The organism is Nocardiopsis sp. N85 (assembly GCF_028882275.1).
Lineage (GTDB): Bacteria > Actinomycetota > Actinomycetes > Streptosporangiales > Streptosporangiaceae > Nocardiopsis > Nocardiopsis lambiniae.
This window is the reverse complement of record NZ_JARBUT010000010.1, coordinates 120,042-145,351: the sequence shown is the minus strand read 5'-3', so window position 1 is coordinate 145,351 and position 25,310 is coordinate 120,042. Positions and strand designations below refer to the sequence as shown.

Genomic DNA, 25,310 nt, shown 5'->3' with positions numbered 1-25,310 from the left:
TCTAGGTTTCCTGCGGATTGAATGGCAAGCGATTGCCAAATGTTGCCGCAGGACGGTAGACAGGGGCCATGAACTCCCCCCGGCGCACCACCATCTACGACGTCGCCAGGGAGGCGGGCGTGGCCGCCTCCACCGTCTCGCGGGCCCTCAACAACCCCCGAAGGGTCAACCCGGTCACCCGCGACCACGTCGTCGCCGTCGCCGAACGCCTGGGCTACCGCCCCGACCCGCTGGCGACCGCCCTGCAATCAGGGCACAAGGCGACGATCGCCATGCTGGTCCCCGACATCACCAACCCGCACTTCTTCGGCACCATCCGCGGCGCCGAGAAGCGCGCCAGCGAGGCCGGGCTGACGTTCATCCTCGCCAACACCGAGGAGTCCGCGGACAACGAGCGCAACCAGATCGAGCGCCTGTCCCGCTCCGTCGACGGATTCGTGCTCGCGGCCAGCCGCCTGCGCGAGGACACCACCCGGGAACTGGCCCGGGAGTACAACCTCGCGCTGGTCAACCGCCAGGTCGAGGGGCTGCCCGGCGCGGTGGTCGACAACGGGTCCGGCAGCCGCCAGATCATCGAGCACCTGGCCTCCCTGGGGCACCGCTCCGTCGTCTACCTGTCGGGCCCGCACCGGTCCTGGACGGCCTCACAGCGCTGGCGGGCCCTGCGCGCGGCCGCCGAACGGCACGGCATGACGGCCCGGCGCCTGGGCCCCTTCCCGCCCAAGGTCGACGGCGGCGGCGCGGCCGCGGACGCCGCCCTGGCCGCGGAGGCCACCGCCCTGGTCGCCCACAACGACCTGCTGGCCATCGGCGTCCTGCGCCGGCTCACCGAACGGGGGATCCCGGTGCCCGGGCGGGTCAGCGTCGTCGGCTACGACGACATCTTCGGCGCCGACCTGTGCGTCCCCGCCCTGACCACGGTCGCCGGCCCGCAGGAGGAGGCCGGCCGGGCCGCGGTGGAACTCCTCATCCGCAAGGGGTCCCTCTCCCGCTCGCAGCCGGCGCCCCAACAGGTGGTGCTCCCCTCCCACCTGGTGATCCGCGATTCCACCGGCCCGGCCGTCTGACGCCCGCCCGGCTCCCGGCGCCGGGCCGGGACGCCCCGGGGGGGAGAGTCCCGGTCCGGCCGGGGATCAGCGGGGTTCGCCGCCGCGGTCGCGCATGGACGCGCGCAGGCGGCCGAACACGCGCCCGGAGTGGACGCCGTCGTGCTCGAACTCGTTGGTCACCCACGACCAGGAGTTGCCCAGGCCGCTCAGGGTGTCCAACTGGAGTCGGGCGTCGACGTACATGTCGTCGTGGTAGACGGCCGCCGCCACCGGGACCTCGTTGGCGGCCAGACGGTCGCGGTCGTACAGCGCGGGCCAGCCGGAGCGCTCGGCCAGCGCCTCGACCGCGGGCCGCAGGTCGCGCAGCAGCCGCACCTCCTCGAACATCCACGGGAAGGCCATCTCACCGGTGAACAGCAGCGGGCGGGCGTCCTCGGCGAAACCCGGACGCCGCTCCCGTTCGCGCTGGGCGGCCCAGGCCGTGGCACCGCCGGTGCCGTCGGCGTAGATGGCCTCCTGCAACGTCCAGAACAGCGGACTCACCGCGCTGGACGTGCGCACCAGCACCTCCTGGAGGAACGCCGGCGACAGGCGGCCCGGACGGATGAACGCGCCCTCCACGAGCCAGTGCATGCGCTCGAAGCCCGGCTTCATGCCGAAGTCCAGGCCCAGTGACTGGAACCTGCGCACGGTGAGCCGGTCCCCGTCGGGCAGGCGCACGTCGTTCCCGGCCAGGTGGTCGGCGATCGCCGACACGGCGTCGACGTCCCGCGGATACCTGCGACGGTATTCCGCGTTCTTCTGCTCGGTCCGGGTGAACGTGCGACGGTAGACCTCTTCGACGTCCGCCGGAATTCCGGGTACCCCGCCGCAGATATAGCAGGCGTTGAGCGCCTCGGGCGCGTGCGAAAGGTAGGCGAGGGTCAACCAACCGCCGTAGCTCTGCGCGAGGGTCGCCCAACGGGAACCGTCGTACACGGTCTTTCGGACGTGCTCCAGGTCGCGCACGATGGAATCGGCGCGAAAACACGCCAGGTGATCCGCCCCGGCCCTGCCGTCGCCGCGTTCGGCGACGGCCCGCGCGTCCAGAGGCGTGCTCAGGCCGGTTCCCCGCTGGTCGACCAGCACGATCCGGTACTCCTTGATCGCTTCGGCGATCCACCCGCCCGGCTCCAGGGGGCGGGGGTTCGCGCCGCCGGGACCGCCCTGAAGAAAGGTGAGCAGGGGGAGATCCTCGTTTCGGCGTTCGGGATCGACCAATTCCCGGACGAAGACGTCGATCCTTTCTCCTTCGGGATTCGACCAGTCGAGGGGAACGGCGACGGTGTGCTCGGTGACCCATAGGCCGGGCATGGGATAACCCATGGACGATCTCCTTGATTTTCCGCCGACACCCGAATGATAAATGTATTGATGATCCAATATGGGACGTCGGCCCGAACAATGATATTGGGTGTTCCGGGTGCGCGGACCGAGCGCGTCCCCCGCCGACGTGCGGGGCGGGCACGGCCCACCGCCCGCCGTGGCGCGCCTCCTCCTCGGGACGGCCTCCACCCGGCGCGCCGCCCCGGCTCCCGGCCACGCCCTCGTCCGCCCCGGGTTCCCCGTGGACGGGAGAACCTTGAGGGATCCCCGAGAACATCAGCCGCCAAACGCCCTCATACGTGTCCACATAAGGACAAGGTGGAATCTGGTCCCATCGTTGTTGTGGAAGGTACATGTCGTATGTCGAGGGACGCTGGGAAAGTGAAGTGGGTCACGGTTCCCTTGTTCACTTACGGTTGCTAACGTCTCGCTCCGTCCCAGGACGACCACCACCGGTCGCGTCCCCATGGCGCGGCGGCCCCTTTCGGTGCTCCCCCTTCGGTCCTGGGAGAGCAAGAGCCCCGCCATGCCCCGCCGTGCTCGGGTGTGGGGTGCCGCCGTTCTGGCCCCCGTGCTCCTGCTGCCCGTCCTGTCCGCCCCTGCCCAGGCGGGACAGGAACCCGATCCCGACACCCCGGGTGTCTCCACCACCGGGCTGATCGACGACCGGGCCGCCCTCACCCTCGCAGCCGAGACCGGCGAGCCGGTCGAGATCACCGCGGCCACCACCGAGACCACCCGGCACCTGGCCAACCCCGACGGCGGCTTCACCATGGAGCAGAACGCCCTCCCGGTCCGCGTGCGCGACCAGGACGGCTGGACCCTCGTCGACACCGACCTGGTCGTCGGCGCGGACGGGGCACTGCGGCCCAAGGCGGCGGTCGCCGACCTCGTCTTCTCCGGCGGCGGCGACCGGGACCTGGTCGGCGTCGGCCTGGGCTCGAAGAACGTCTCCCTGGGCTGGCACGAGGACCTGCCCGCGCCGGTCGTCGACGGCGCCCAGGCCACCTACCCCGACGTACTGCCCGACGTCGACCTGGTCATGACCGCCGGGGTCGACGGTTTCGGCCAGGTCCTGGTCGTGCACACCCCCGAGGCCGCGCTGCACCCCGACCTCGCCGAGCTGGAGATGGCCCTGTCCTCCGAGGGCGTCACCGTCCACCAGGGCGAGAACGGCAACCTCGACGCCGTCGGTGACCGGGGTGGCGAGAGCGTGTTCACCGCCGTCGCCCCTGCCATGTGGGACTCGGCCGGGGTCGAGGAGACGGGCGAGGACCCGACCCTGATGGCCCCGGCCGCGGCCCGCAGCGAACTCCTCGACGTCGACGTCACCCCCGCCGCGATCCGTTTGGTCCCGGACCGGGCCATGCTCACCGACGCCGACACCGAGTACCCGGTCTACATCGACCCCTCGGTCGCGGTCAGCCGGCACAGCCGCACCTACGTCAACGCCCGCTTCCCGAGCCAGTCGTACTGGAACTACGCCACCTCCCACACCCCCGGCGTGGGCTACGAACCCCAACAGGGCAGCACCAAGCGCGCCTTCTGGCGGTTCTCCATCGACTCGCGGACCAAGAACGCGACCATCACCCGCGCCACGTTCCGCGCCAAGGTCACCCACGCCTACGGCTGCACCAACGCCCAGGTCCAGCTCTGGCGCACCAACGCCATCACCTCCTCCACCACCTGGAACTCCCAGACCTCCGCCTGGAAGACCAGGCTCGACACCAGGACCGTCAACGCCGGGCGTTCGAACTGCCCGGGCGGGGCCTCTCCGACGGTGGAGTTCGACGCAACCGACGGGTACGTGTGGAGTCGCGACGCCGGGAACCAGACCACCACCCTGGGCCTGCGCGGCAACGAGACCAAGTCCTCCTCCAACCACGACTGGCGGCGCTTCGCCTCCAACCCCACGTTGCAGGTCGACTACAACAACCCGCCCGAGGTGCCCGTCCAGATCTCGGACTCCCACGGGGGCGGCTGCACCACCAACTCCGCCGCCCCGAGGCTGATCAACGAGACCCGGCCCACGTTCACCGCCTACGTGCGCGACCGCGACTCCACCTCCGCCAGCCGCCAGAAGGTCAAGGCCCAGTTCGCCTGGTCCGTCGACGGATCCCAGGTCGGCAGTGTGGACAGCCCGGCCACCGACGTCGCCGTCTGGAACTCCGGCTCCTTCCGCTCGGCGCGCGCCACCGCGCTGCCCGAGGACGTGCTGATCGCCTACCGGGTCCGCGCTCACGACGGCACCTCGTGGTCGGGCTGGTCCCCGTACTGCTACCTCAGGGTCAACACCTCCCGCCCCGACCAGGGCCCGGCGGTGGCCTCCACCGACTACCCGACCGGCGACGCGTTCCACGGGTCCCCGGGCCTGCCGGGCGAGTTCACCTTCAGCAACAACGGGGTGGACACCGCGGAGGAGTACCACTACGGGTTCAACGACGACTCCTGCACGACCAAGGTCACTCCGTCCACTCAGGGCGGGTCGGTCACGGTGACGCTGACCCCCCGCCAGGAGGGCCCCAACTGGATCTACGCCCGCACGGTGGACGGCTTCGGCAACTCCTCCGACTGCGCGCTGGTGTACTCCTTCCTGGTGGCCCCGCCCAGCGCTCCAGTCGCTCACATCGGTTTCGACGAGGGCCAGGGGGACCGCGCCGCCGACGCCATCGATCCCGACCGCGGCGCCACCCTCTCCGACGGTGTCGACTGGGTACGCGGACGCGTCGGGACCGTCGTGGACCCTCTCCTCGATTCGACACCGCGCATGAACGGCACCGCCGTGCACACCAGCGGCTACACCGACGGCGACCCGGGTCCCTACGACCAGATCAACGCCGACTACCCGGCCGTGGACACCTCCGGCACGTTCTCGGTGTCGGTGTGGGTGAAGCTGGACCGCGCCCACGCCCACCACACGGCGGTGGCGCAGGAGGGCACCGAGCAGAGCGCCTTCCACCTCGGCTACCAGGGCAACACCGGCCAGTGGGTGTTCAAGATGTCTCCGGAGGACGAGCACTGGGACGGGTCGCGCCCGTGGGCCACGGTCATGTCCTCCGAGCCCGCCGAGATCGGTGTGTGGACGCACCTGCTGGGCACCTACGATTCCCAGAGCCGCAAGCTCACCCTGTACGTCGACGGAGTCGAGCAGGGCGAGGCCACCCACACCGGCGCCTGGAACGCCACCGGACCGCTGACCGTGGGCCGGGGTTTGTTCCAGGGCGTCGGCAACTACTACTGGCCCGGGTCCATCGACGACGTCAAGGTCTGGAACCGAGTCGTCTACGACCAGGCCGTCTCCGACCATGAGACCGAGACCGAGGTGTGGCGCCAGGCCAACGCCCCCCTCTCCGCCCAGGGCCGTTGGGCACTCGACGAGTTCGAGGGCACTCAGGTCGCCGACTCCACCGATCACGGGCTGGAAGCCTCTCTTTACGGCGACCCGCTCACCGCGTGGAACCTCGCGGAGAACGGCGTCACCGCCTCGCCCGGTGTGCGGCTGAACGGTGACGACGAATACGTCGAAGCCTCCGGCCCGGCCCTGCGCAGTGACCGCAGTTTCAGCGTGGCCGCCTGGGTGCGCCTGGACGAGATCGGCGAAGGGCTCAACACTTCCGCCGTCAGCCAGGCCGGAACCTTCCAGAGCGGCTTCCACCTGGGCTACCAGGGCTCGCGCAGCGCGTGGACGTTCAAGATGGCGCCCCACGACGACAGCCCGACCTCCGGGTCCGACGGGTGGACCTACGCTTTCTCGGTCACCCCGGCCCGGTTGGGGGAGTGGACCCACCTGGTGGGCGTCTACGACCACACCCGCGGTGAACTGGTCCTGTACGTCAACGGGCTCGAAGAGTCCCGAACACCCGTCGACCACGCCTGGCACGCCGACGGTCCGCTGCGGATCGGCAGCGCCCAGCACACCGGCACCAACACCTACCACTGGTCCGGAGACATCGATGACGTCCACACCTACCAGGGAATCCTGAGCCTCCTCTCTCCGGCAGGTTCGTGACGGCGAGTTCCCCGCAGTACAGAACTGACTCCTTCCCCCGCGATCGTCCCCAGGGCCCTGCGGGCCCCGAGGACTAGAGGAAATGGAAAACGCTGTGACCCCCCACGGTGACGCCCCCGTTCGCCCCGGCCGGATCCGCAAGAGCCTGACCTACACCACCGCCCTCGTCGTGGTGGCCGGACTGCTGAATGTCCTCCCGGCTTCCGCCCTGACGTTCAACCCGCGCCCTGAGACCGAAGAGGTCCCCTCGGTGGAGGGATCCGACCTGGTCTCTGCCGCCATCGCGCAGGACGACGCGGTGGCCGAGGCCGCGGTGACGAAGCCGGAGGAGGTCGACTGGCCCGAGGGTGTTTCCGTCGATGTCGACCTGGCGGGGGACCGTGCGCGGAGCTTCGCCGTCCAGGAGGATTCGCCGGTCACGGTGACCGCTCTGACGGGGGAGGAGCTCACCGACTGGGAGGTTCCCGGGCACTGGGAGGAGTTCGCCCCCGAGCCGGAGGAGCCCGAACCCGATCCGGAAGCGGAGCCCGAGCCCGATGCGGAACCCTCCGCCCCGGACACCGACGACGATGCGGGAGATCGTACCGAACCCGACGCCGACTCACCGGAGTGGGGAGAGAACGGTGACGGCGACGCCGAGCCCTCCCCGAGCGCGGAACCCTCACCCACCCGTGAGGAGAACCGCCGCGAGCCCGTCACCCCCGACACGACCGGCTCCGAGCCCGTTCTCGACCCCACCCTGGACCCCGAACCGGTCGAAGCCGTCGAGGTGGAGGTCTTGGACCGCGAGGCCACCGAACAGGTGGGGGTCAACGGCCTGCTGGTGCACCTGACCCGCACCGACGACTCGGCCTCCCTGGCCCCGGTGCGGATGGACGTCGACTACTCCGACTTCGCCGCCGCGTTCGGCGGCGACTACGCATCCCGCCTGCGCGTGGTCGAACTCGACCCGTGTGTGCTCGACGACTCCTGCGCCGGCGACGACACCGTCGTGTTCGACTCCCCCGAACTGCTCGACAACGACACCACCGAGCAGAGCCTGGCCGCCGTGGTCACCGCCGCCCCCGCCCAGGGCGCCCTGTTCGCGCTGGCCGCCGCCCCGTCCGGCGGCAACGGCGACTACGCTGCCACCCAGCTTTCGGCCTCCTCCTCCTCCTCCTGGAACGTCAACGCCCAGGCCGGCGACTTCTCCTGGTCCTACGGCATGAACGTGCCCCCGGCCCCCAGCCGGCTCGCGCCCTCCCTCGGCCTGAGCTACTCCTCGGGCGGTGTCGACGGTCGCATCGCCACCTCCAACAACCAGACCTCCTGGATCGGCGACGGCTTCGCCTACGCCCCCGGCGCCATCGAACGCCGCTACGCCGCCTGCTCCGACGCCGGCCACGACACCGGCGACCTGTGCTGGAACACCGACAACGTCACCCTGTCGATGAGCGGCCACTCCGGCGCCCTCATCAAGCACTCCGACGGCTCCTACCGGCTCTCCAACGACGACGGCACCAAGGTCGAACGCCTCACCGGCGCCACCAACGGCGCCCACCAGGGCGAGTACTGGAAGGTCACCACCCCCGACGGCACCCGGTACTTCTTCGGCCAAAACCGACTGCCCGGATGGACCAGCGGCGACCCCGAGACGAAATCGGCGCAGACCATGCCGGTCTACGCCGCCGAATCCGGACAGCCCTGCTACAACGCCACGTTCTCCCAGTCCTGGTGCCAGCAGGCCTACAAGTGGAACCTCGACCACGTCGTGGACGTGCACGGCAACGTCATGACGTTCTACTACACCCCCGAGACCAACCACTACGGCCGCAACCTCACCACCACCGCCACCCCCTACGTGCGCGCGGCCAACATCGCCCGCATCGAGTACGGGCTGCGCAGCAGCGACGTGTACGCCACGGCCCCGGCCCGCGTGGTGTTCTCCACCTCCGAGCGCTGCCTGCCGACCTCCTCCTTCGACTGCGCCGCCGACAAGCGCACCTCCGGTCAGGCCCGGCACTGGCCCGACGTCCCCCTGGACCTCGACTGCAAGTCGGGGACCTCCTGCGCGGGACGGCACACGCCCACCTTCTGGTCCACCAAGAAGCTGGACGCGATCACCACCCAGATCCGCCAGGGGAGCGAGTACACCAAGGTCGACAGCTGGGCGTTCGCCCACTCCTTCCCCGAGGCCGGGGACGGCACCGGGCCCACCCTGTGGCTGGACTCCGTCGAGCACACCGGCCACGTGGGCGGTACCGAGACCCTGCCCAAGGTGACCTTCGCCGGCACCCAGTTGCCCAACCGCGTCGACTCGCCCACCGACGACTTCGCGCCGATGCTGCGGTGGCGCATCACCTCGATCTACACCGAGACCGGCGGCCACCTCGACGTCACCTACTCCGAACCGGAGTGCGAACCGGGCAAGACCCCGCAGCCGCACAACAACACCAAACGGTGCTATCCCGTCAAGTGGACCCCCGAGGGCGGGGTGGAGCTGACCGACTGGTTCCACAAGTACGTCGTCACCGAGGTCAACGAACTCGACCTGGTCACCGACCAGCCCGCGATGACCACCTCCTACGACTACGTGGGCACCCCGGCCTGGCGTTACACCGAGGCCGACGGGATGGTCAAGGACAAGTACCGCACCTGGGGCGACTGGCGCGGCTACAACCGGGTCATCGTCCGCACCGGCCGCGGTGAGGACCCCATCAGTGAGACCGAGTACCTGTACTTCCAGGGCATGGACGGCGACAAGCAGCCCAGCGGTACCCGCAGCGTCTCGGTCACCGACTCCCGGGGTGTCTCGCACACCGACCACAAGGAGCTCAACGGCACCCTGCGCGAGACCATCGTCCGCGATGGCGCGGGCGGCGAGGTGATCTCCCGAGAGATCACCACCCCGTGGCTGAAGAAGACAGCCGAGGTCACCCACTCCTGGGGCTCGCAGTCCGCCCACATGATCCAGACACAGCGAGTGGACCGCTTCGCCGCCAAGGCCGACGGCACCTGGTTCCACACCCGCCTCGACAACACCATCAACGACCGCGGCGCGGTGACGCGCGTCCGCGACTTCGGCGATGTGGACGTCACCGGCGACGAGAAGTGCGTCAACACCACCTACGTCCACAACACCGACAAGTGGATCCTCAACCTGGTCTCGCGCAGCGAGACCCTCTCCATCGACTGTCAGCAGACCGCCCAGCGTCCGGGGGACGTGGTCACCGACGAGCGGGTGTTCTACGACGGCGGAGCCCACGGGGCCGTCCCGACCCGCGGCCTGCCCACCAAGACCGAGAAGCTCGACACCTACACGAGCGGGAACCCGGTCTACCAGACCGTGTCCCAGGCCGCTTTCGACGTCCGCGGCAACACCGTCTCCGAGACAGACGCCAACGGTGGGGTGAGCACCACCGAGTACTCGTTCACCGCCGCCGGGCTGCCCAACGGTGTCACCGAGACCAACCCGCTGGGGCACGTGAACAGCAGTGTCATCGACCCCACCCGCGGCCTGCCGCTGTCCCAGACCGACGCCAACGGCCGCACCATGCACATGGCCTACGACCCGCTGGGACGGCTCACCTCGGTGTGGCTACCCGACCGACGCCGGGACGTGGACACCCCCACCGCCAAGTTCGAGTACCACATCCGCCAGGACGCGCCCACCTCCATCGTCACCCACACCCTCAACGCCCAGGGCGGGTACACGACGGGCTACGAGATCTTCGACGCGCATCTGCGGCCCCGTCAGACCCAGGCCCCGGCGGTCAACAACGGTCGCCTGATCACCGACACCTTCCACGACAGCCGCGGTCAGGTCGTCAAGGTCCGGAGCAGCTACCACAACACACAGGAGCCCTCCGACACACTCTTCGTCGTCGCCAACGACGCCCAGATCCCCCAGCAGAGCGAAACGGTCTACGACGGGCACGGGCGCGTCACCGACGTCCTCCACGTCGCGTTCGGTGAGGAGCGCTGGCGCGTTAGCACCGAGTACCGGGGAGAGCTCTCCCTGCTCACCCCGGCCGACGGCGGTATCGCCACCGCGTCCATCAGCGACGCCCACGGGCGCCTGGTGGAGTCGCGCACCTACACCGGGGGCACCCCCGAGGGTGACTTCGACGCCATCACCTACGCGTACACCCCGCAGGGCCAGCTGGAGACGGTCACCGACCCCGAGGGCAACACCTGGACCCACACCTACGACCTGCGCGGTCGCCTGGTGGAGACCGAGGACCCCGTCGCCGGTGTCACCACGATGACCTACGACCACCTCGACCAGATGGTCACCAGGACCGACGCTCGTGGGGAGACCCTGGCCTACGTCTACGACTCCGTCGGGCGCCAGACCGAACTGCGCGACGACAGTGCGGAGGGTGAGCTGCGGGCCTCGTGGGTGTACGACACCCTCGCCAAGGGACACCCGACCTCTGCCACCCGGTACGTCGACGGCAGCGCCTACACCAACCGTGTCGTCACCTACGACAGGTTCTACCGACCCACCGCGACCGAGGTCCTGATCCCTTCGACCGAGACCGGCCTGTCCGGGCGCTATCGCTTCACCACCGTCTACAACCCTGATGGCAGCGTCCAGTCCCAGACCTACCCCGCGGCGGGGGCGATGGGCAGTGAATCCGTCGCGTACTCGCACAACGATCTCGGCCTTCCTCTCACGGCCGCGTCGTCGCTCGGCCAGTTCGTCACGGGGGCCACGTACAACAACCTGGGCCAGCTCACCCAGCGCAACATGGACCTGGACACCGGGCAGACCTTCCACGCCACCTGGATCACCCGTAACTACGACCCGACCACAGGGCGGATGTCGGAGACCAGCATGGTCCCGCAGTTCGGCGTCACCGGCTCCCTGGCCCACCAGCACTACGCCTACGACGACGCGGGCAACATCCTCAACCTGCGCAACGAGCCCACCGCCGACCACCTCGACGCGGACGTGCAGTGCTACGACTACGACCACATGCGCCGCCTCACCGACGTGTGGACGCCCGACGCGAGCGGTGAGAACGCCTGCCAGGCCGCGCCATCGGAGGAGAGCCTGGGCGGGGCGTCCCCGTACTGGCACTCCTACACCTACGACACCCTGGGCAACCGCACCACCGAGACCCGCCACGACCAGATCGGTGACACGGTACGGACCTACACCCACGGCGACGCCGCGGGCCTGCGACCCCAGATGCTGTCCCAGGTGGAGGAGAGCGGCCCGGCGGGCGACCGTTTGGAGTCCTACACCTACGACGAGTCCGGCAACATGACGGGGCGCACCACGGCAGCCCGGGACCAGGACCTGGAGTGGGACGCCGAGGGCAAGCTGGCGTCGGTGACCGAGGAAGACGGTTCGGTCACCTCCTACGTCTACGACGCCGACGGCGGCCGGCTGATCCGGCACGCGCCGGACGCCTCCACCCTGTACCTGCCGGGCATGGAACTCAGGCTGGACAAGACCTCCCTGTTGAAGGAGGCGACCCGCTTCTACGCCTTCAATGGTGAGGGTGTGGCGGTGCGCGACAACGAGGGCACCCTGTCGTGGCTGCACTCCGACCACCACGGCACCGGCCAGGTGGCCGTCGACGCGCGCACCGGTGCGGAGGCGCACCGGTACATGACGGTGTTCGGCCAGGACCGCATGGCCCAAGGTGAGTGGCCCTCGGAGAAGGGGTTCGTGGGCGGCACCATCGACGAGTCCACGGGGCTGACCCAGCTGGGCGCACGTGCCTACGACGCGTCGCTGGGCCGGTTCATCTCGGTGGACCCGCTGATGGACCTGACCGACCACCAGCAGATGCACGGGTACTCCTACGCGAACAACAACCCGGCGACGTTCGAGGACTCCTCTGGGTTGATGCTGTGCATCGACGTGTGCGGGCCCGGCGGCTATTTGATGAGCCCGCCGACCGCGAACCGGCCGGGTTCGATGTACGACTACTCCAACCAGCAGATCAAGTACCACAGTCCGCAGACGGGGTGGACGCAGTGGTACTCCAAGCCGAACGTCGTCTCGCGCGGCGGCGGGTCGGGTGGGTCGTCGTACCAGTCCCAGGCCTCGCCCGAGCATTTGGCGGCGCAGCGGGAGATCCAGGAGGCCAAGCAGAAGCTGATCAAGGCCGCGACCGGGTTGGCGCAGTTGGTCGCGGACGAGTTGGGGATCACGGCGGGGCTGGAGTGCTTCACCACGGGCAACCTGGCGGCGTGCGGTGAGACCGCGTTGAACGTGGCGTTGATGTTCGTGGGCGGGCTGCCGGCGAAGATCGCGGCGAAGTACGGGTTGCGGTGGGGCAAGGCGGTGGAGCTGGGCCGCAAGATCGCGGCTCTGGGTGGTGATCTGGTCTCCGGGATCAAGGACCTGATCGGTGCGAAGAGGAAACTCGATGCCCTACCCGATCCCAGGCCCGCGAGTCCTACATCCTGTCTCCGGCCGAACAGTTTCGTTCCGGGTACCCGTGTGGTGATGGCCGACGGTTCGACCAAGCCCATCGAGGAGGTCGAGACCGGTGATGAGGTCCTGGCCACCGACCCCGAGACGGGCGAGCAGTCCGCTCGTACCGTGTTGGCCACGATCATCGGTTCGGGTTCCAAGGTCCTGGTACAGATCACCATTGACCCGACCACCGAGCGCGATGCTCCCGAGGGTGAGGCCCTTTCCGAGGGTGCGGTTCAGATCGACACCGAGGACGCGGGTATCCCAGGCCCGGTGGCGGCCGGTGACGTGGTCATCGCGACCGACGAACACCCCTTCTGGGTACCGGAGCTGAGGGAGTGGGTCGACGCGATCGACCTCGCCCCGGGCATGTGGTTGCAGACCTCCGCCGGCACCTGGGTCCAGATCAACGCCATCCAGGCCTGGTCCCAGCCCGCCACGGTCCACAACCTGACCGTCCAGGGCGTCCACACATATCACGTGGCTGCTGGAGACCTGGATGCCCTCAACCACAACTGCAATGGCGAGCCTCCAGAAGAGTTGCTTGATTTTGCTGATGCAGCCCTTAGTATTAAGGCTGAACAGCGACCGAACGTCGCGACCATGGCTATATCTGAAGTCGACGGTAATACTGCCAAGGTTCGGGCTTACGCTCAGGATTCTAGAATCGGGAGCATGCCTTCTGAGACGGCCAATGCCGTGGCTTTTTCGGATCATCATGGTGGATGTGGTGAAGTCAACTGTGCGGCGCAACTTGAACGCCAGGGAGCTTCTCTTAGGGGAGCTGTTTTCTACTCGGTGAGAATTGGGGGAAACAAGTTCTCCATGGACGAGCATCTCACGGATATCGGGCCTTGTCCGGCTTGTCGGAGGTTTCTTCCGCTAATTGGAGGAGTGGGGTAGTGGTTGATTCTGTTCCTCCGGAACTGAAAAAGGCAACGAGAAATTTGCGCAAAGTGAGGAACTCGAAGCCGAGTGGTGAGGGTGAAGCGGGATACTATCTGTGGTGTGGACAGATGGCTGACGCACTGGAGGCTCTGTCGGAAGTGCTGATTTTCTGGGGCGACGCAGAAAAGGCGAGGCGTGAGGCTGAATTGTATAGAATCAAGTCGAGACTTGAGGGCTCTGATTAATTCTGGGCTTGAGATTTAACCCATGTGCCACGGGGTCCCTCGGCTCCCTCAATCACAACTGTGATGGGCATGTCGATTGGTTTCAAGAGGATGCATCAAAGAAGGCAGGTGTCCAAGCCTATGAAGATGGGGCAATCGGTGCGAGGTCGTGAATTTCGAGCGGCCTCAGAGAGGTTCCTGCCCTTGACTATATAGATCTCAAGGGGGAAGCCAAGGCTGTTAAATTCGATGGTTTTGATGAGGCCAATGGTGTCATGGTCGACAGAAAAGTTGGGGTCTCTGCAACAGATAAGACAAGGGGTGCGATAATTCGGCAGTCTCTGGCACTCGAACAGAATGGGCATACTGGGGTTTGGGAAGTGTTGAATCAACGGGCCTACAATAGGGCTAGTAGGCTCATAAGCGGACTTGCTGTAACTGACATATCAGTCAGGAAGGTGATTCCGTGAGAGACTTTGATTTCCTTGTGCGAGCAATTGTCGATGCTGTTGTTCTGATGGAGATGTCTGACGACGACGACCTTAGTCCTGATCTTGCTGCAGATATATTGGATGGGATTGTTGTGGATCTCGATCGAATTTCCGCAGAAGGCAAGAGGGGGATATGTTCTACCATTGCTTCTCTTGTGCAATCTGAAGAAAATCTTCGCAGGAGGGAGATTGTTCAGCAGTTGCCCGAGGGGCTTGGAATAACTGACTACTGATCTTTGATCATGCGGTTGACGGAAACGGTGAGGGCTCCAAGCCCACCGAGTCGATGAACCCCCGCAGCAGATCGGTACGTTTGCGCACCAGACGCAGATGCGCGTTGATCACCTGCTCCAGCTCCTCCAGGCTCCGGAACAGACGGCTTCTGAGCACCCGCTTCAGGTGCGCCCACAGCGTCTCCACCGGGTTCAGCTCGGGCGCGTACCGGGGGGGCAGGAACACCACCCGCACCCGGTCCCGTGCCGTGATCTGGGCGGTCATCCGCTTGCCCGAGTGCGAGGAGTGGTTGTCCCAGATCAGCACCACCGGATCTTGGAGCGCCCGGTGCAGCCGGTCCAGCAGGGTTGGCAGCATCGCGGCGGTGATCGAGGAGCACCGCACGGTGTGGAACAGCTTCACCGCTCCGGTGGCGGGGTGCACGCACAGCCATCCGACGGCGTTGGCCCGTTCCCGTCGGCCCCGGCGGGTGGCCACCAGCGGGGTGCGCCCCCTGTGCCCCCAGGTGCGGCGGGTGGGCGGGGACATGCTCGCCCCGCACTCATCGGCGAAGACGATCTACGCACCATGGGTTTCAGCGCCCTCCTTTGGTCCAGGGCCACACCTGGGTGCGCCACCGGTCGACCTCTTCCTCGTCTCCTTCGGCGGCCCGCATCGCGGGCGCCTGGTGGGAAAAGCCCATCCGCTTCAGCAGGCGCCACACCCTGGAGGGATCGGCGTAAGCGACGTGGAAGCGCTCACGGATGAGGTGGTTGATCCTCTCCAGGGTCCAGGACTGGTCGGGCCATCCGTGCTTGGTGGGGGCAGAGTCCAGCAGGGCGGCCAGGGCGCGTTCCTGGGCGCCGTTCAGGAAGGGTTCGGCGCCGCGGGGGTGGGCCGTCAGCGCGGCGGGGCCCTCGCTCTTCCAGGTGGTGTGCCACTTGTGGAAGGCTTGTCTGCTCACGCCGAGCAGGCGGGCGATCGCGGCCTGGGACAGCTCGCCCTGGTCGAACAGCTCCGCGGCGAACAGGCGCCGTTTCTCGTACTCGGCAGGGGTGCGAGGAGAGGAGAGGGGAAGCTCCATGAGCAGGGTTTTCCCAGCTCACTCGAACGTCAACCCACACATCAAAGATCAGTAGCGATCCGATCGAAGCCCCCACCAATGGCGGGCGGGAACGTGATCGTTGCAACCGATGGTCATGCGTTCTGGGTTCCGGAGTCGAAGTCGTGGGTGGACGCGATCGACCTCGCGCCGGGGATGTGGTTGCAGACCTCAGCCGGCACCTGGGTCCAGATCAACGCGATCCAGGCCTGGTCCCAGCCCGCCACGGTCCACAACCTGACCGTCCAGGGCGTTCACACCTACCATGTACTCGCGGGTAAGACTCCGGCCCTCGTTCACAACAGCAATGGCAAGTGTGGGCCGAAAATATCGACACGTAACGAGAAGGCTGGTGACATCGGCAAATATACCGATGGGCAGAAGACCAGAGATCCGGCGTCGCAGTGGTATCACGAGGAGCTGAGCAATGAGGAACTCCTAGATGGGATCAACAACGCTGGCGCAGGAGACGGAATTATCGTTTCGCGTGACGGAACGATTCTTGGTGGTCATTATTGAAAGGATGAGCTCCAAGTAAGGGTAAATAAAGGGCGTATTGGGTCAGACGTGCCAATCCGTATTCAAGTCTACGAAGGGGAGTAATTCCTGATGCCACTGATTAATTCATCCGACCCTGAATTCCGTGTGTGTCAGATCAGCTTCGATGCGCTGCTGACGATTCAGTTGGAGGCGGAGGGTCGTGGCTGGGCAACTCGGTGGTCCTCGGTAGAAGCACTCCGCAGCCAGGTCAAGGAAGGAAGTGTTGTCCTTCAGTCGCTAATGCGTGAAGAGAGAGGGGGTATTCGGGCTTACCGATGCCTTCTCCTATTCTCCACCGTGGATGATGGAAATTCTGGCGGAGTTGCCACGATCGATCTTGATCCGGCGAGGTTTGAATCTTTGGAGCGGCTTGATCGAGACCCGGATGTTCGGAAGGTTCTTATTCGGATTTTCTCCCTTGCGAGCGGTGGCATTTCGATGATCTCGAAGAAATAGCGAGATCTGGGTGAGTGAGCGTACAGGATGGGACCAGTGAGCCTTTTTCATCCTGCTTCTCGGAGCTGAAGGTGAGGGAATTTTGACTACGACGCCAAAGAAGCCTTGGTGAAATAAAGGATATTTTCGATGCTGTGATGCCGCGCATCGCTGGCGAGGCGGCGGGGATCTCCCGTGATGCTGTATCGAGGCTCTCCATGGGGAATGGGGGATTACCAAATTCGGTGAATTGTCGGTTTTGGTTGGTTGAATAGAAAAAACATCTGGGTCTGGATTTTGGAAAAATTGAGAGTGTCCCTCACTGAAGTGGGGTGGCACGGTATCAGTAGCCTCCGCACGCAAGCGTACGGCCTGGCATCCGATGGTGAAATTGTGCGCCTATTGGTCGGTGGCGGGTCTTACTTCATCTACCTTGCAGGGGAGCTAATAGGGCTTGACGGGAATTTTGATGGCATAAACTACATCTCTCGTTCTCAGGGAAAGTTTTTCCTGTCGAGGAGGTCCCCTGCGTCCGCCTGGGGGGCGACCCCGGTTTTCATCATTGATGACTCAGGGCGTATGGACAGTCAGATAAAAATAAGCGGGCCGTGTTCAAAGATCCTTGTGGATCCATATTCAAGGGTCTGGGTTGGGTATTCTGACAGTGGATCGCTGCCAATTCCAGATGTGGGAAGCTCTTTGTCTGGATTTGAATCTGAAGGCAGCGGGTATGATTTTCCGGGAGTGGTTTGCTGGAACGAATCTGGTGTAGTTTCCTGGAGGATGAAAGATCACGATGTATATTCAGGTAGATTTCTTCATTGTCACGCAATTGGCTTCTGTGAAGATAGAGTTCTTGCCTTGGTTGATCAAGGAAACTCAGTAGTTTCGATTGGCATGAACGGAGAAGTTCGTGAAATTGAAACTCCAGTTCTCGCGCCGCTGGGCATTGCAGTAAAGGGGAAAACCTTTGCGTTCCTCGGGAAGTATGAACTGGCCGAAAGGAGGGGGTATCGGGATCGCGAAGTTTTCATTTTTGAAATAAATGGTTATTCTGTCAAGTTCAAGGAAGTTCGACTTCTGAAGATTCGCGGCTCCGACATTCCTGGGACTCCAAAAGAAGTACTTTCTTTTGAAAATTCTATTTTCATGCATTTTGGCGACAGGGATCACTTGTATGTAATGCGCCTTGAGTAGAAATTAGAATGAGGGCTCCTGGGGGGCAAGTCCTGCTGATGTGTGAGGTTGGTTTTACGAAGGCGAGCACTTGTTGTGTCGTGGGGTGTAGAGGCAGGGCTCGTTCAAGTTCCTGGATCACGTAGTTCATCCGTTTTGCCACGGAACGATACGCACAAAAGCAGGCACGGAACCCAAGATCATGAAGGTGTCTACTGATCTTTGATCATTCAGTTGACGGTAAGGGAGAGAGTTCCAAGCCGACCGAATCGATGAACCCCCGAAACAGATCGGTGCGTTTGCGGACCAGACTCAGAACGTGTTTGAGAAGGGTCAGGAAACAGGACCCTGACTCGTCCATGCCGGCTGACGGGTCGCGTCGCGGCCACGGGTCAGACGGCGGGCCATCTGCCCGATCGCGGCCCAGCGCGCCATCTCCTCGGCCACCCCGGGTTGACGCTCGTAGTCCCGTGCCAGCCGCCGGTGGGAGGTCAACCAGGCCGGTCCGCTCCACCACCCACCGGCGCCCGATCACCGCGAACCCGACCTGGGCGAGGTCCTTGCGCACGATGTACAGCGCCGTGGACAGCAGCCTGCACGTCCAGACCACCAGCGCCGGCGAACCCCGTGTCGGCGAACACGAACCGCACCGGCGTGGCCAAATACAGGCTCAACAGCGTGGTCTTGGCCCCGTCGCGGCCTGGAACGGAGGCGGCCATCACGCACACGACGAGCAACAGCCCGAGGGTGGCGGTGACGATGAACCGCTTGCGGCCGTTGATCCTCTTGGCCGCGTCATAGCCCCGGCCGGCCTGGGGGACGGTGTCGGCTCCTTTGACGCTCTGGGAGTCGATGATCCCCGCCGAGGGCTCCTGGTCGCGGCCGGCGGCCGCGCGTACCTGCGGGCGCGGGGCGCCCGTGATCCGGTCGGTGACCCCCGCCTCCTTCCAGCGGGTGAAGTGCCAGTACACGGTCTGCCAGGGCGGCAGGTCGGTGGGCAGGTGGCGCCAAGAGCAGCCGGTGCGCACCACGTACAAGATCGCGTCGACCACGTCACGGCGGGGGTGTTCCTCCGGGCGGCCGCCGGTGTGGGCCGGGGGGAGCAGGGGCTCGATCAACGCCCACCGGTCATCGGTCAGGTCCGAGGGGTAGGTCGGCTCACGGCTCATGAAGGCCAGGCTCACAGGGCCTGCGGCCGGGTAAGAGCGAAGTGCTCGGACCGTTACCCACCCTTCTCAAACCCGCTTTCACACCCTGGCCGGAATACGCGTTTCCTCGGCCGACGACCGAAACCCCACCCCTGGCGCTCGGCCGTGTCTTCGTACGCCCCAAGGGCCTCGCAGATGAGTAAACCTTGAACGATCCCCGAGTGCATCACCATCAAACGTCCTCATATATGTCCACATGAGGACAAGTGGAAATCTGACCTCATGCTTGTCGAGAAAGGCGCATGTCGCGTGTCGGGGACGCTGGAAAAGTGAAGTGGGTCACGGTTCCTTTGTTCGCTTGTGATTGCTAACGTCTCGCTCCGTCCCAGAACGACCACCACCGGTCGCGTCCCCATGACGCGGCACCCCTGCTCGGTGATCCCCCCGGTCCTGGGAGAGGAAGAGTCCCGCCATGCCCCGCCATGCCCCGCCGTGCTCGGACGTGGGGTGCCATCGCACTGGTCCCCGCGCTCCTGGTCCCTTTCCTGCCCGCCACCGCCCACGCGGAACAGGCACCCGACACCTCCCGCCCGGAGCGAGGACCGGCGGTGACCTCCACCGACTATCCCGCCGGGGACACCTTCCACGGTTCCCCGGGGCTGCCGGGCGAGTTCACCTTCAGCGACAACGGTGTGCCCACCGCCACGGACTACTACTACGGGTTCAACGACGACTCCTGCACCACCAGGCTCACCCCCGATGAGCAGGGCGGGTCGGTCACGGTGACGCTGACCCCCCGCCAGGAGGGCCCCAACTGGATCTACGCCCGCACGATGGACGATTCCGGTCGATCCTCCGACTGCGAACTGGTCCACTCCTTCCTCGTGGCACCCCTGAGCGGTCCGGTCGTCCACCTGGCCTTCGACGAGGGCCAGGGGAACCGCGTCGTCGACGCGATCGACCCCCAACGCGGCGCCACCCTCTCCGACGGAGTCGACTGGGTGCGCGGCCGTCTCGGTGCCACCGAGAATCCAGGCACGAACCCGACCCCGCGCATGAACGGCACCGCCGTCCACCTCGGTGTCCCCATGGACGGGGATCCCGGCACCTACGGCCGGGTCACCGCCGACCACCCCGCGGTGGACACTTCCGGCACCTTCTCCGTCGCGGCCTGGGTCCGGCTCGACCGGGCCGACGCCGACCACACCGCAGTCGCCCAGCAGGGCACGCGACAGAGCGCCTTCCACCTCGGCTACGAGGGCGACACCGGTCGTTGGGTGTTCGAGATGTCCCCCGAGGACGGTGACGGCCCGCTTCCGTGGACCGCCGTCACCTCCACGGCCTCCGCCCAGGTCGGCGTGTGGACCCATCTGCTCGGTGTCCACGACTCCCGGACCCACGAGATCACCCTGTACGTGGACGGAGTCGAGCAGGGCGAGGCCGCCCACACCGGGGCCTGGGACGCCCCCGGGCCGCTGACCGTGGGTCGAGGCCTCGTCCAGGGTGTCGACGATCACCACTGGCCCGGGTCGATCGACGATGTCCGGGTGTGGGACCGTGTCGTTCTCGACCACATCGTCACCGATCACGAGATCGAGACCGAGGTGTGGCGCCTGGCGAACCGTCCCGTCGCTCCCGAGGGTCGCTGGACGCTCGACGAGTACGACGGCACCGTGGTCGCCGACTCCACCGACCACGGGCTGGACGCCACTCTGCACGGCGATCCGCTCACCGCGTGGAACTTCGCGGAGAACGGTGTCACGGCCTCACCGGGTGTGCGGCTCAACGGCGTCGACGAGTACATCGCCACCGCGGACCCGGCGCTGCGCACCGACCGCAGCTTCAGTGTCGCCGCCTGGGTGCGCTTGGACGAGACCGGCGGGGCCATCGACGCCACCGCGCTGGCCCAGTCCGGACCCACCGACAGTGCCTTCCGCCTCGGCCACCGGGGCTCGGACGGCAGGTGGACGTTCACCCTGACCTCCGACGGCGGTTCGGGCGCCGGCACCACCGCGACCTCCACCGCCCCGGCACGCCTGGGGGAGTGGACCCACCTGGTGGGGGTCTACGACCACACCCGCAAGGAGACGATCCTGTACGTCAACGGGCGCGAAGAGGGCCGTGTCGCCGTCACCCACGCCTGGCACGCCGACGGTCCGGTGTACATCGGCGCCGCCCGGGAGCAGGGGGCGATCTCCCACCACTGGAACGGTGACATCGACGACGTCCACGCCTACCAAGGTGTTCTGAACGAACGGGACAGGGACCGGGTGTACATGGGCGAGTTCCCCAACATCCAGGTCTGAATTCTCGCCGCACATCCCTCCACCCCCGGTGACCGGCCCCCGCGCCCCCGTGGACGCGGGGGCCGGCCTGTACCCGCCCCCTCGTCAGGCGGCCGTGTCGTCCGACGTCCTCCCGCCGACGCCCCGCTCGTCCCCCTGCCCCTCGGAGCCGACGAGGGGTGTCGAAGTCCTCCTCCCGGGGAACGGGTCCGATTCCGAGCACCTACGACCGAAGGGGAAGTCATGGAGGAACGGAAGGGGATCCCCGTGCGGGCCTGCCTGCTCGGCCTGGCGGCCGGATCACGGGCGAGCCTGGGCGCGGGGACCGCGCTGCGCGCCGTCCCCGGGGGCGGGCCGGCGCTGACGACGTTGACGGTCCTGGGCACCGTCGGAGAGTTCATCGGCGACAAGACGCCGTTCGCCCCCAACCGGTTGGAGTGGGCGGGGCTCATCCCCCGGGTGGCCAGCGCCATGGTCGGCGGTGGTCTTCTGGCCCGGGCGGCCGGTGTCCCCCTGCCCCCCGCCGTCCTGATCGCCGGGATCGCCGCGCCCGTGGGCGCCTGGGCCGGTGTCACCTGGCGGGAGGTGTGGGGCAGGGTCGGCCCCGACACCGCCGGTGCGCTCATCGAGGACGCGGTGGCGCTCGCCGTCGCCGGCGCCGCGGTCAGGGGTCTCACCCGTGAGAACTGACCCGCCCCACCTCGGGGGACGGCGTTGCGGAGTCCGGCCGGGGAAGCGTGCTGATTCGGACAGTGGACCGGTGAAGGGGGAGTGATCCGTCCCCGCCTTCCGGTCCACCGAAACCCGGGCCGGGCCGGAGCGCGGTCCGATCTCGAAAGCGGTCCTGAACTGGTCTTTCGTCGAGCCCGGCATGGGACCCCGTTCCTCGAAAGCGCTGTTCGGAGCCCGAACGACGTGCTCTAGGGCACACCGTGTTCTCATTCCAACGGTCCGTCACCATACTGGTCGACCATGATCAACAATCGGATCGGGCGGGTCGCGCTGCGCCACGAACGCCCCGCCCTGGTCGGCGAACTCCTGACCGACTTCCAGGGGCGCACCGGCGCCGCCCACACGGTCGCCTTCGGCCTCGACGGTGTCCTGCTCGGCCACGCCGGACACCCCGAGGACGAGCGCGCGCAGGTGCGCGCCGAACAGTCGGCCTCCAGCTCCTACATGCTCGCCTCGCTCTGCACCGGGGTGGCCGCCACCTGGCCCGCCGAACGCCGACCCGCCGGTCCCCTGCACGCCGACCACCTCCTGCTCCGCCACCGCGCCGGGATCGACCCGCAGACCGGGGAGCGGCCGTCGCCGTGGTGGGTGCTCGTGGTCCCCGTCCCCGACTGGGGCGGACTGGTCACCGAACTCCCACCCGACCGGGAGGCCCCCGTCGCCTCGGTCATGGGCGACCTGTTGGAGTGCGCCGACCGGATCCGGGGGGTCCTGGCGGACGCCCACCGCCAGGCGGGCTGAACCCCCTCCCTCCGTCCCGCGCCCTCCGACCTCGCCCGACGCGCCGTCCGCAGGGCTCTGCCGGGGACTCCTCGCGCCCGCCGCGCGAACGAGGGGAGGGTCCCCGGCCCTCGTGGCCGGGGACCCTCCCCTCGTTCGTCGGTCAGACGGTGTCGCGCCTGGGCAGACGCCACCCCGGGCGCGGGAAGTGGCAGGTGTACCCGTTCGGGTACTTCTCCAGGTAGTCCTGGTGCTCGGGCTCGGCCTCCCAGAACGGACCCACCGGCTCGACCTCGGTCACCACCGGCCCCGGCCACAGGCCGGAGGCGTCCACGTCGGCGATGGTGTCCTCGGCCACCTTCCGCTGGGCGTCGTCGACGTGGTAGATCGCCGACCGGTAGCTCATGCCGATGTCGTTGCCCTGACGGTTCACCGTCGTGGGGTCGTGGATCTGGAAGAAGAACTCCAGCAGTTCACGGTAGGAGGTCGCCTCGGGGTCGAAGAGGATCTCGATCGCCTCGGCGTGGGTGCCGTGGTTCCGGTAGGTGGCGTTCTCCACGTCCCCGCCGGTGTAGCCCACCCGGGTGCCGGTCACCCCCGGCTGCCTGCGGATGAGGTCCTGCATGCCCCAGAAACAGCCTCCGGCCAGAACGGCGCGTTCGGTCGCCATCGTGCCTCCTTCTTCTCCAGCGTGCGGCTTCTCCCACAACGTCGGTCGGGGCCGTGGCGTTCCCGCGCCGGGACCCGGCCCCGTAACGGGCCCGAACGTGGGACCCAGACCACACTCCCGATGCGGGAATGTCCTGTTGGTGTGGGAGGTTGGGGTTTGTTCGGGAGAAAATTGCACTCCCTGCATCCCCCGCGCATCCGCACGATCACGCTGACACGAGGACACCTGTGACCGGGACACCCACACCACCCGACCGCGCGTCGGAATCCACCGCCGACCCCACGGCGCCGCGCGCCGAACGCCTGGTCATCCCGCTGCTCCTGGTCTCGGCGTTCGTCGTCATCCTCAACGAGACGATCATGGGCGTGGCGCTGCCCGCCCTCAACGCCGACCTGGGCATCTCCGTCTCCACCGGCCAGTGGCTCACCTCCGCCTTCATGCTCGTGATGGCCGTGGTGATCCCCGCGACCGGGTTCCTGTTGCAGCGCTTCCACGTCCGGCAGGTGTTCATCGCCGCCATGACGCTGTTCAGCGTCGGCACCCTGCTGTGCTTCCTGGCGCCCGGCTTCACGTTCCTGCTCACGGGCCGGATCGTGCAGGCCGTCGGCACGGCGATCATGATGCCGCTGCTCATGACCACCATCCTCAACACCGTGCCCGCCGAACGGCGCGGCCGGACCATGGGCAACATCTCCATCGTCATCTCGGTGGCGCCCGCCATCGGCCCGACACTGGCCGGCCTGATCCTCAGCGTGCTGGACTGGCGCTGGATGTTCGGCCTGGTGCTGCCCATCGCCCTGATCGGCCTGGGGCTGGGCGCCCTGTTCATCCGCAACGTCACCGAGCCGCGCCCGGCCCGCATCGACATGCCCTCCGTGCTGGTGTCGGCGTTCGCGTTCGGCGGCCTGGTGTACGGGTTCTCCAGCCTGGGTGGCCACGGCGGCGGCCCGATCCCCCCGGGGGCGGCGATCGCGATCGGCGCGGTGGCGCTGGTGGTGTTCGTGTGGCGGCAGTTGCGTCTCCAGAGCCGGGACCGCGCCCTGCTGGACCTGCGCGTGTTCGGCTCCACCCAGTTCTCGATCTCCATCGCCCTGGTCGGGGTCAGCTTCATGGCGCTGTTCGGCACGCTCATCCTGCTGCCGCTGTACATGCAGAACGTGCTGGGCCACGACACCCTGACCACCGGTCTGACCCTGCTGCCCGGCGGGCTGGCCATGGGTCTGATCGCCCCGTTCGTGGGCCGCTTCTACGACAAGGTCGGCCCCAGGCCGCTGATCATCCCCGGCGGCGCGCTGGTGTCGCTGACGCTGTGGGGGATGACGCTGTTCGACACCCAGACCCCGCTCTGGTTCATCATCGGCACGCACGTGATGCTCACCGTCGGCCTGGGCCTCATGTTCACGCCGCTGCTCACCGGCGCCCTGGGGTCCCTGCGGCCGGAGCTGTACTCGCACGGCAGCGCCGTCGTGGGCACCGTCCAGCAGGTCGCCGGCGCGGCCGGCACGGCGGCGTTCGTCGCGGTGATGTCGGCGTCCTCGGCGAACCTCGTCGGAGAGGGCATGCCGGAGATCGAGGCCATGGCCGGCGGCATCCACGTCGCCTTCCTGCTCGGCGCCACGATCTCGGTGCTGGGGTTCGCGGCCACGTTCTTCGTGCGCCGCGCCGCAACCGGGACGCCGCAGGCGGCCCCCGCGGCCCACTGACGACCCGCGCACACGTCGGCCGGTCCCCTCTCGGGGCCGGCCGACGTCGTTCCCGTCGCGGGACCGGCCGTGTCCTCCCCGCTCGTCCGCGCTCTGAACGGACGGGGGAGTGTTCACACCGTCCCGACGCGGGTAGGGCGCC

The 25,310-nt window shown here is 67.1% G+C and carries 16 protein-coding genes; 10 read left to right on the top strand and 6 right to left on the bottom strand.

What is annotated here, in order from left to right; all coding sequences use genetic code 11:
* Window positions 1-68: 68 nt before the first annotated feature.
* Entirely contained in the window at window positions 69-1,067 is a 999-nt protein-coding gene (locus PWG71_RS16030; protein ID WP_274810531.1) for a LacI family DNA-binding transcriptional regulator, read from the top strand.
* Window positions 1,068-1,133: 66 nt separating this feature from the next.
* Here PWG71_RS16030 and PWG71_RS16025 read toward each other — a convergent pair whose 3' ends face one another.
* On the bottom strand, window positions 1,134-2,414 hold the full coding sequence (locus PWG71_RS16025) for an alpha/beta hydrolase family protein (protein ID WP_274810530.1): 1,281 nt from the start codon (window positions 2,412-2,414) through the stop codon (window positions 1,134-1,136).
* Between the two features lie 526 nt (window positions 2,415-2,940).
* Here PWG71_RS16025 and PWG71_RS16020 point away from each other — a divergent pair.
* The 3 genes from PWG71_RS16020 to PWG71_RS16010 all read left to right on the top strand — a co-directional run bounded on the left by PWG71_RS16020 (window position 2,941) and on the right by PWG71_RS16010 (window position 14,677).
* Window positions 2,941-6,423: a LamG-like jellyroll fold domain-containing protein gene (locus PWG71_RS16020; protein WP_274810529.1), complete on the top strand. Its 3,483-nt coding sequence runs from the start codon at window positions 2,941-2,943 to the stop codon at window positions 6,421-6,423.
* Between the two features lie 94 nt (window positions 6,424-6,517).
* A complete protein-coding gene (locus tag PWG71_RS16015; protein ID WP_274810528.1) occupies window positions 6,518-13,744 on the top strand; it encodes an RHS repeat-associated core domain-containing protein in 7,227 nt (2,408 codons plus the stop codon).
* 675 nt (window positions 13,745-14,419) lie between these two features.
* Window positions 14,420-14,677, top strand: a complete 258-nt coding sequence (locus tag PWG71_RS16010; protein ID WP_274810527.1) for a hypothetical protein — start codon at window positions 14,420-14,422, stop codon at window positions 14,675-14,677.
* A 7-nt stretch (window positions 14,678-14,684) separates the two neighbouring features.
* On the opposite strand, the gene PWG71_RS16005 is transcribed toward PWG71_RS16010, so the two are convergent.
* Both PWG71_RS16005 and PWG71_RS16000 read right to left on the bottom strand, forming a co-directional pair.
* On the bottom strand, window positions 14,685-15,206 hold the full coding sequence (locus PWG71_RS16005) for a transposase (RefSeq protein WP_446725036.1): 522 nt from the start codon (window positions 15,204-15,206) through the stop codon (window positions 14,685-14,687).
* A gap of 46 nt (window positions 15,207-15,252) precedes the next feature.
* Complete coding sequence (locus tag PWG71_RS16000) at window positions 15,253-15,741, bottom strand: winged helix-turn-helix domain-containing protein (RefSeq protein WP_274810526.1); 489 nt, start codon at window positions 15,739-15,741, stop codon at window positions 15,253-15,255.
* Window positions 15,742-15,834: 93 nt separating this feature from the next.
* Here PWG71_RS16000 and PWG71_RS15995 point away from each other — a divergent pair, with 93 nt between their 5' ends.
* Together PWG71_RS15995 and PWG71_RS15990 are read left to right on the top strand one after the other, a co-directional pair.
* A complete protein-coding gene (locus tag PWG71_RS15995; protein ID WP_274810525.1) occupies window positions 15,835-16,278 on the top strand; it encodes a polymorphic toxin-type HINT domain-containing protein in 444 nt (147 codons plus the stop codon).
* A gap of 768 nt (window positions 16,279-17,046) precedes the next feature.
* A complete protein-coding gene (locus tag PWG71_RS15990) occupies window positions 17,047-17,931 on the top strand; it encodes a hypothetical protein (RefSeq protein ID WP_274810524.1) in 885 nt (294 codons plus the stop codon).
* Between the two features lie 312 nt (window positions 17,932-18,243).
* Here PWG71_RS15990 and PWG71_RS15985 read toward each other — a convergent pair whose 3' ends face one another.
* Together PWG71_RS15985 and PWG71_RS15980 are read right to left on the bottom strand one after the other, a co-directional pair.
* Complete coding sequence (locus PWG71_RS15985) at window positions 18,244-18,405, bottom strand: hypothetical protein (protein WP_274810523.1); 162 nt, start codon at window positions 18,403-18,405, stop codon at window positions 18,244-18,246.
* A complete protein-coding gene (locus PWG71_RS15980; protein WP_274810522.1) occupies window positions 18,402-19,079 on the bottom strand; it encodes an IS5 family transposase in 678 nt (225 codons plus the stop codon). The genes PWG71_RS15985 and PWG71_RS15980 overlap by 4 nt, the downstream gene beginning before the upstream one ends.
* A gap of 587 nt (window positions 19,080-19,666) precedes the next feature.
* Between PWG71_RS15980 and PWG71_RS15975 the strand changes: the two genes are divergently transcribed.
* The 3 genes from PWG71_RS15975 to PWG71_RS15965 all read left to right on the top strand — a co-directional run bounded on the left by PWG71_RS15975 (window position 19,667) and on the right by PWG71_RS15965 (window position 22,816).
* Window positions 19,667-21,364: a LamG domain-containing protein gene (locus PWG71_RS15975; RefSeq protein WP_342455984.1), complete on the top strand. Its 1,698-nt coding sequence runs from the start codon at window positions 19,667-19,669 to the stop codon at window positions 21,362-21,364.
* Window positions 21,365-21,586: 222 nt separating this feature from the next.
* Window positions 21,587-22,033 carry a hypothetical protein gene (locus PWG71_RS15970; RefSeq protein WP_274810520.1) on the top strand — a complete coding sequence of 149 codons (447 nt, stop codon included), beginning with the start codon at window positions 21,587-21,589 and terminating at the stop codon, window positions 22,031-22,033.
* Between the two features lie 282 nt (window positions 22,034-22,315).
* A complete protein-coding gene (locus PWG71_RS15965; protein ID WP_274810519.1) occupies window positions 22,316-22,816 on the top strand; it encodes a hypothetical protein in 501 nt (166 codons plus the stop codon).
* Between the two features lie 142 nt (window positions 22,817-22,958).
* Here PWG71_RS15965 and msrA read toward each other — a convergent pair whose 3' ends face one another.
* Window positions 22,959-23,465, bottom strand: a complete 507-nt coding sequence (gene msrA / locus PWG71_RS15960; RefSeq protein ID WP_274810518.1) for a peptide-methionine (S)-S-oxide reductase MsrA — start codon at window positions 23,463-23,465, stop codon at window positions 22,959-22,961.
* Between the two features lie 227 nt (window positions 23,466-23,692).
* On the opposite strand from msrA, the gene PWG71_RS15955 reads away from it, so the two are divergent.
* Window positions 23,693-25,168: an MDR family MFS transporter gene (locus PWG71_RS15955; RefSeq protein ID WP_274810517.1), complete on the top strand. Its 1,476-nt coding sequence runs from the start codon at window positions 23,693-23,695 to the stop codon at window positions 25,166-25,168.
* The last annotated feature ends 142 nt before the right edge of the window (window positions 25,169-25,310 follow it).

What these genes read in the sequence shown, in the direction of transcription:
- PWG71_RS16030 (WP_274810531.1), top strand. Translation starts at nt 69, where the DNA reads ATGAACTCCCCCCGGCGCACCACCATCTACGACGTCGCCAGGGAGGCG.
- msrA (WP_274810518.1), bottom strand. Translation starts at nt 23,465, where the DNA reads ATGGCGACCGAACGCGCCGTTCTGGCCGGAGGCTGTTTCTGGGGCATG.
- PWG71_RS15965 (WP_274810519.1), top strand. Translation starts at nt 22,316, where the DNA reads ATGATCAACAATCGGATCGGGCGGGTCGCGCTGCGCCACGAACGCCCC.
- PWG71_RS16025 (WP_274810530.1), bottom strand. Translation starts at nt 2,414, where the DNA reads ATGGGTTATCCCATGCCCGGCCTATGGGTCACCGAGCACACCGTCGCC.
- PWG71_RS15980 (WP_274810522.1), bottom strand. Translation starts at nt 19,079, where the DNA reads ATGAGCCGTGAGCCGACCTACCCCTCGGACCTGACCGATGACCGGTGG.
- PWG71_RS16020 (WP_274810529.1), top strand. Translation starts at nt 2,941, where the DNA reads ATGCCCCGCCGTGCTCGGGTGTGGGGTGCCGCCGTTCTGGCCCCCGTG.
- PWG71_RS15970 (WP_274810520.1), top strand. Translation starts at nt 21,587, where the DNA reads ATGGAGGAACGGAAGGGGATCCCCGTGCGGGCCTGCCTGCTCGGCCTG.
- PWG71_RS16000 (WP_274810526.1), bottom strand. Translation starts at nt 15,741, where the DNA reads ATGGAGCTTCCCCTCTCCTCTCCTCGCACCCCTGCCGAGTACGAGAAA.
- PWG71_RS16005 (WP_446725036.1), bottom strand. Translation starts at nt 15,206, where the DNA reads ATGTCCCCGCCCACCCGCCGCACCTGGGGGCACAGGGGGCGCACCCCG.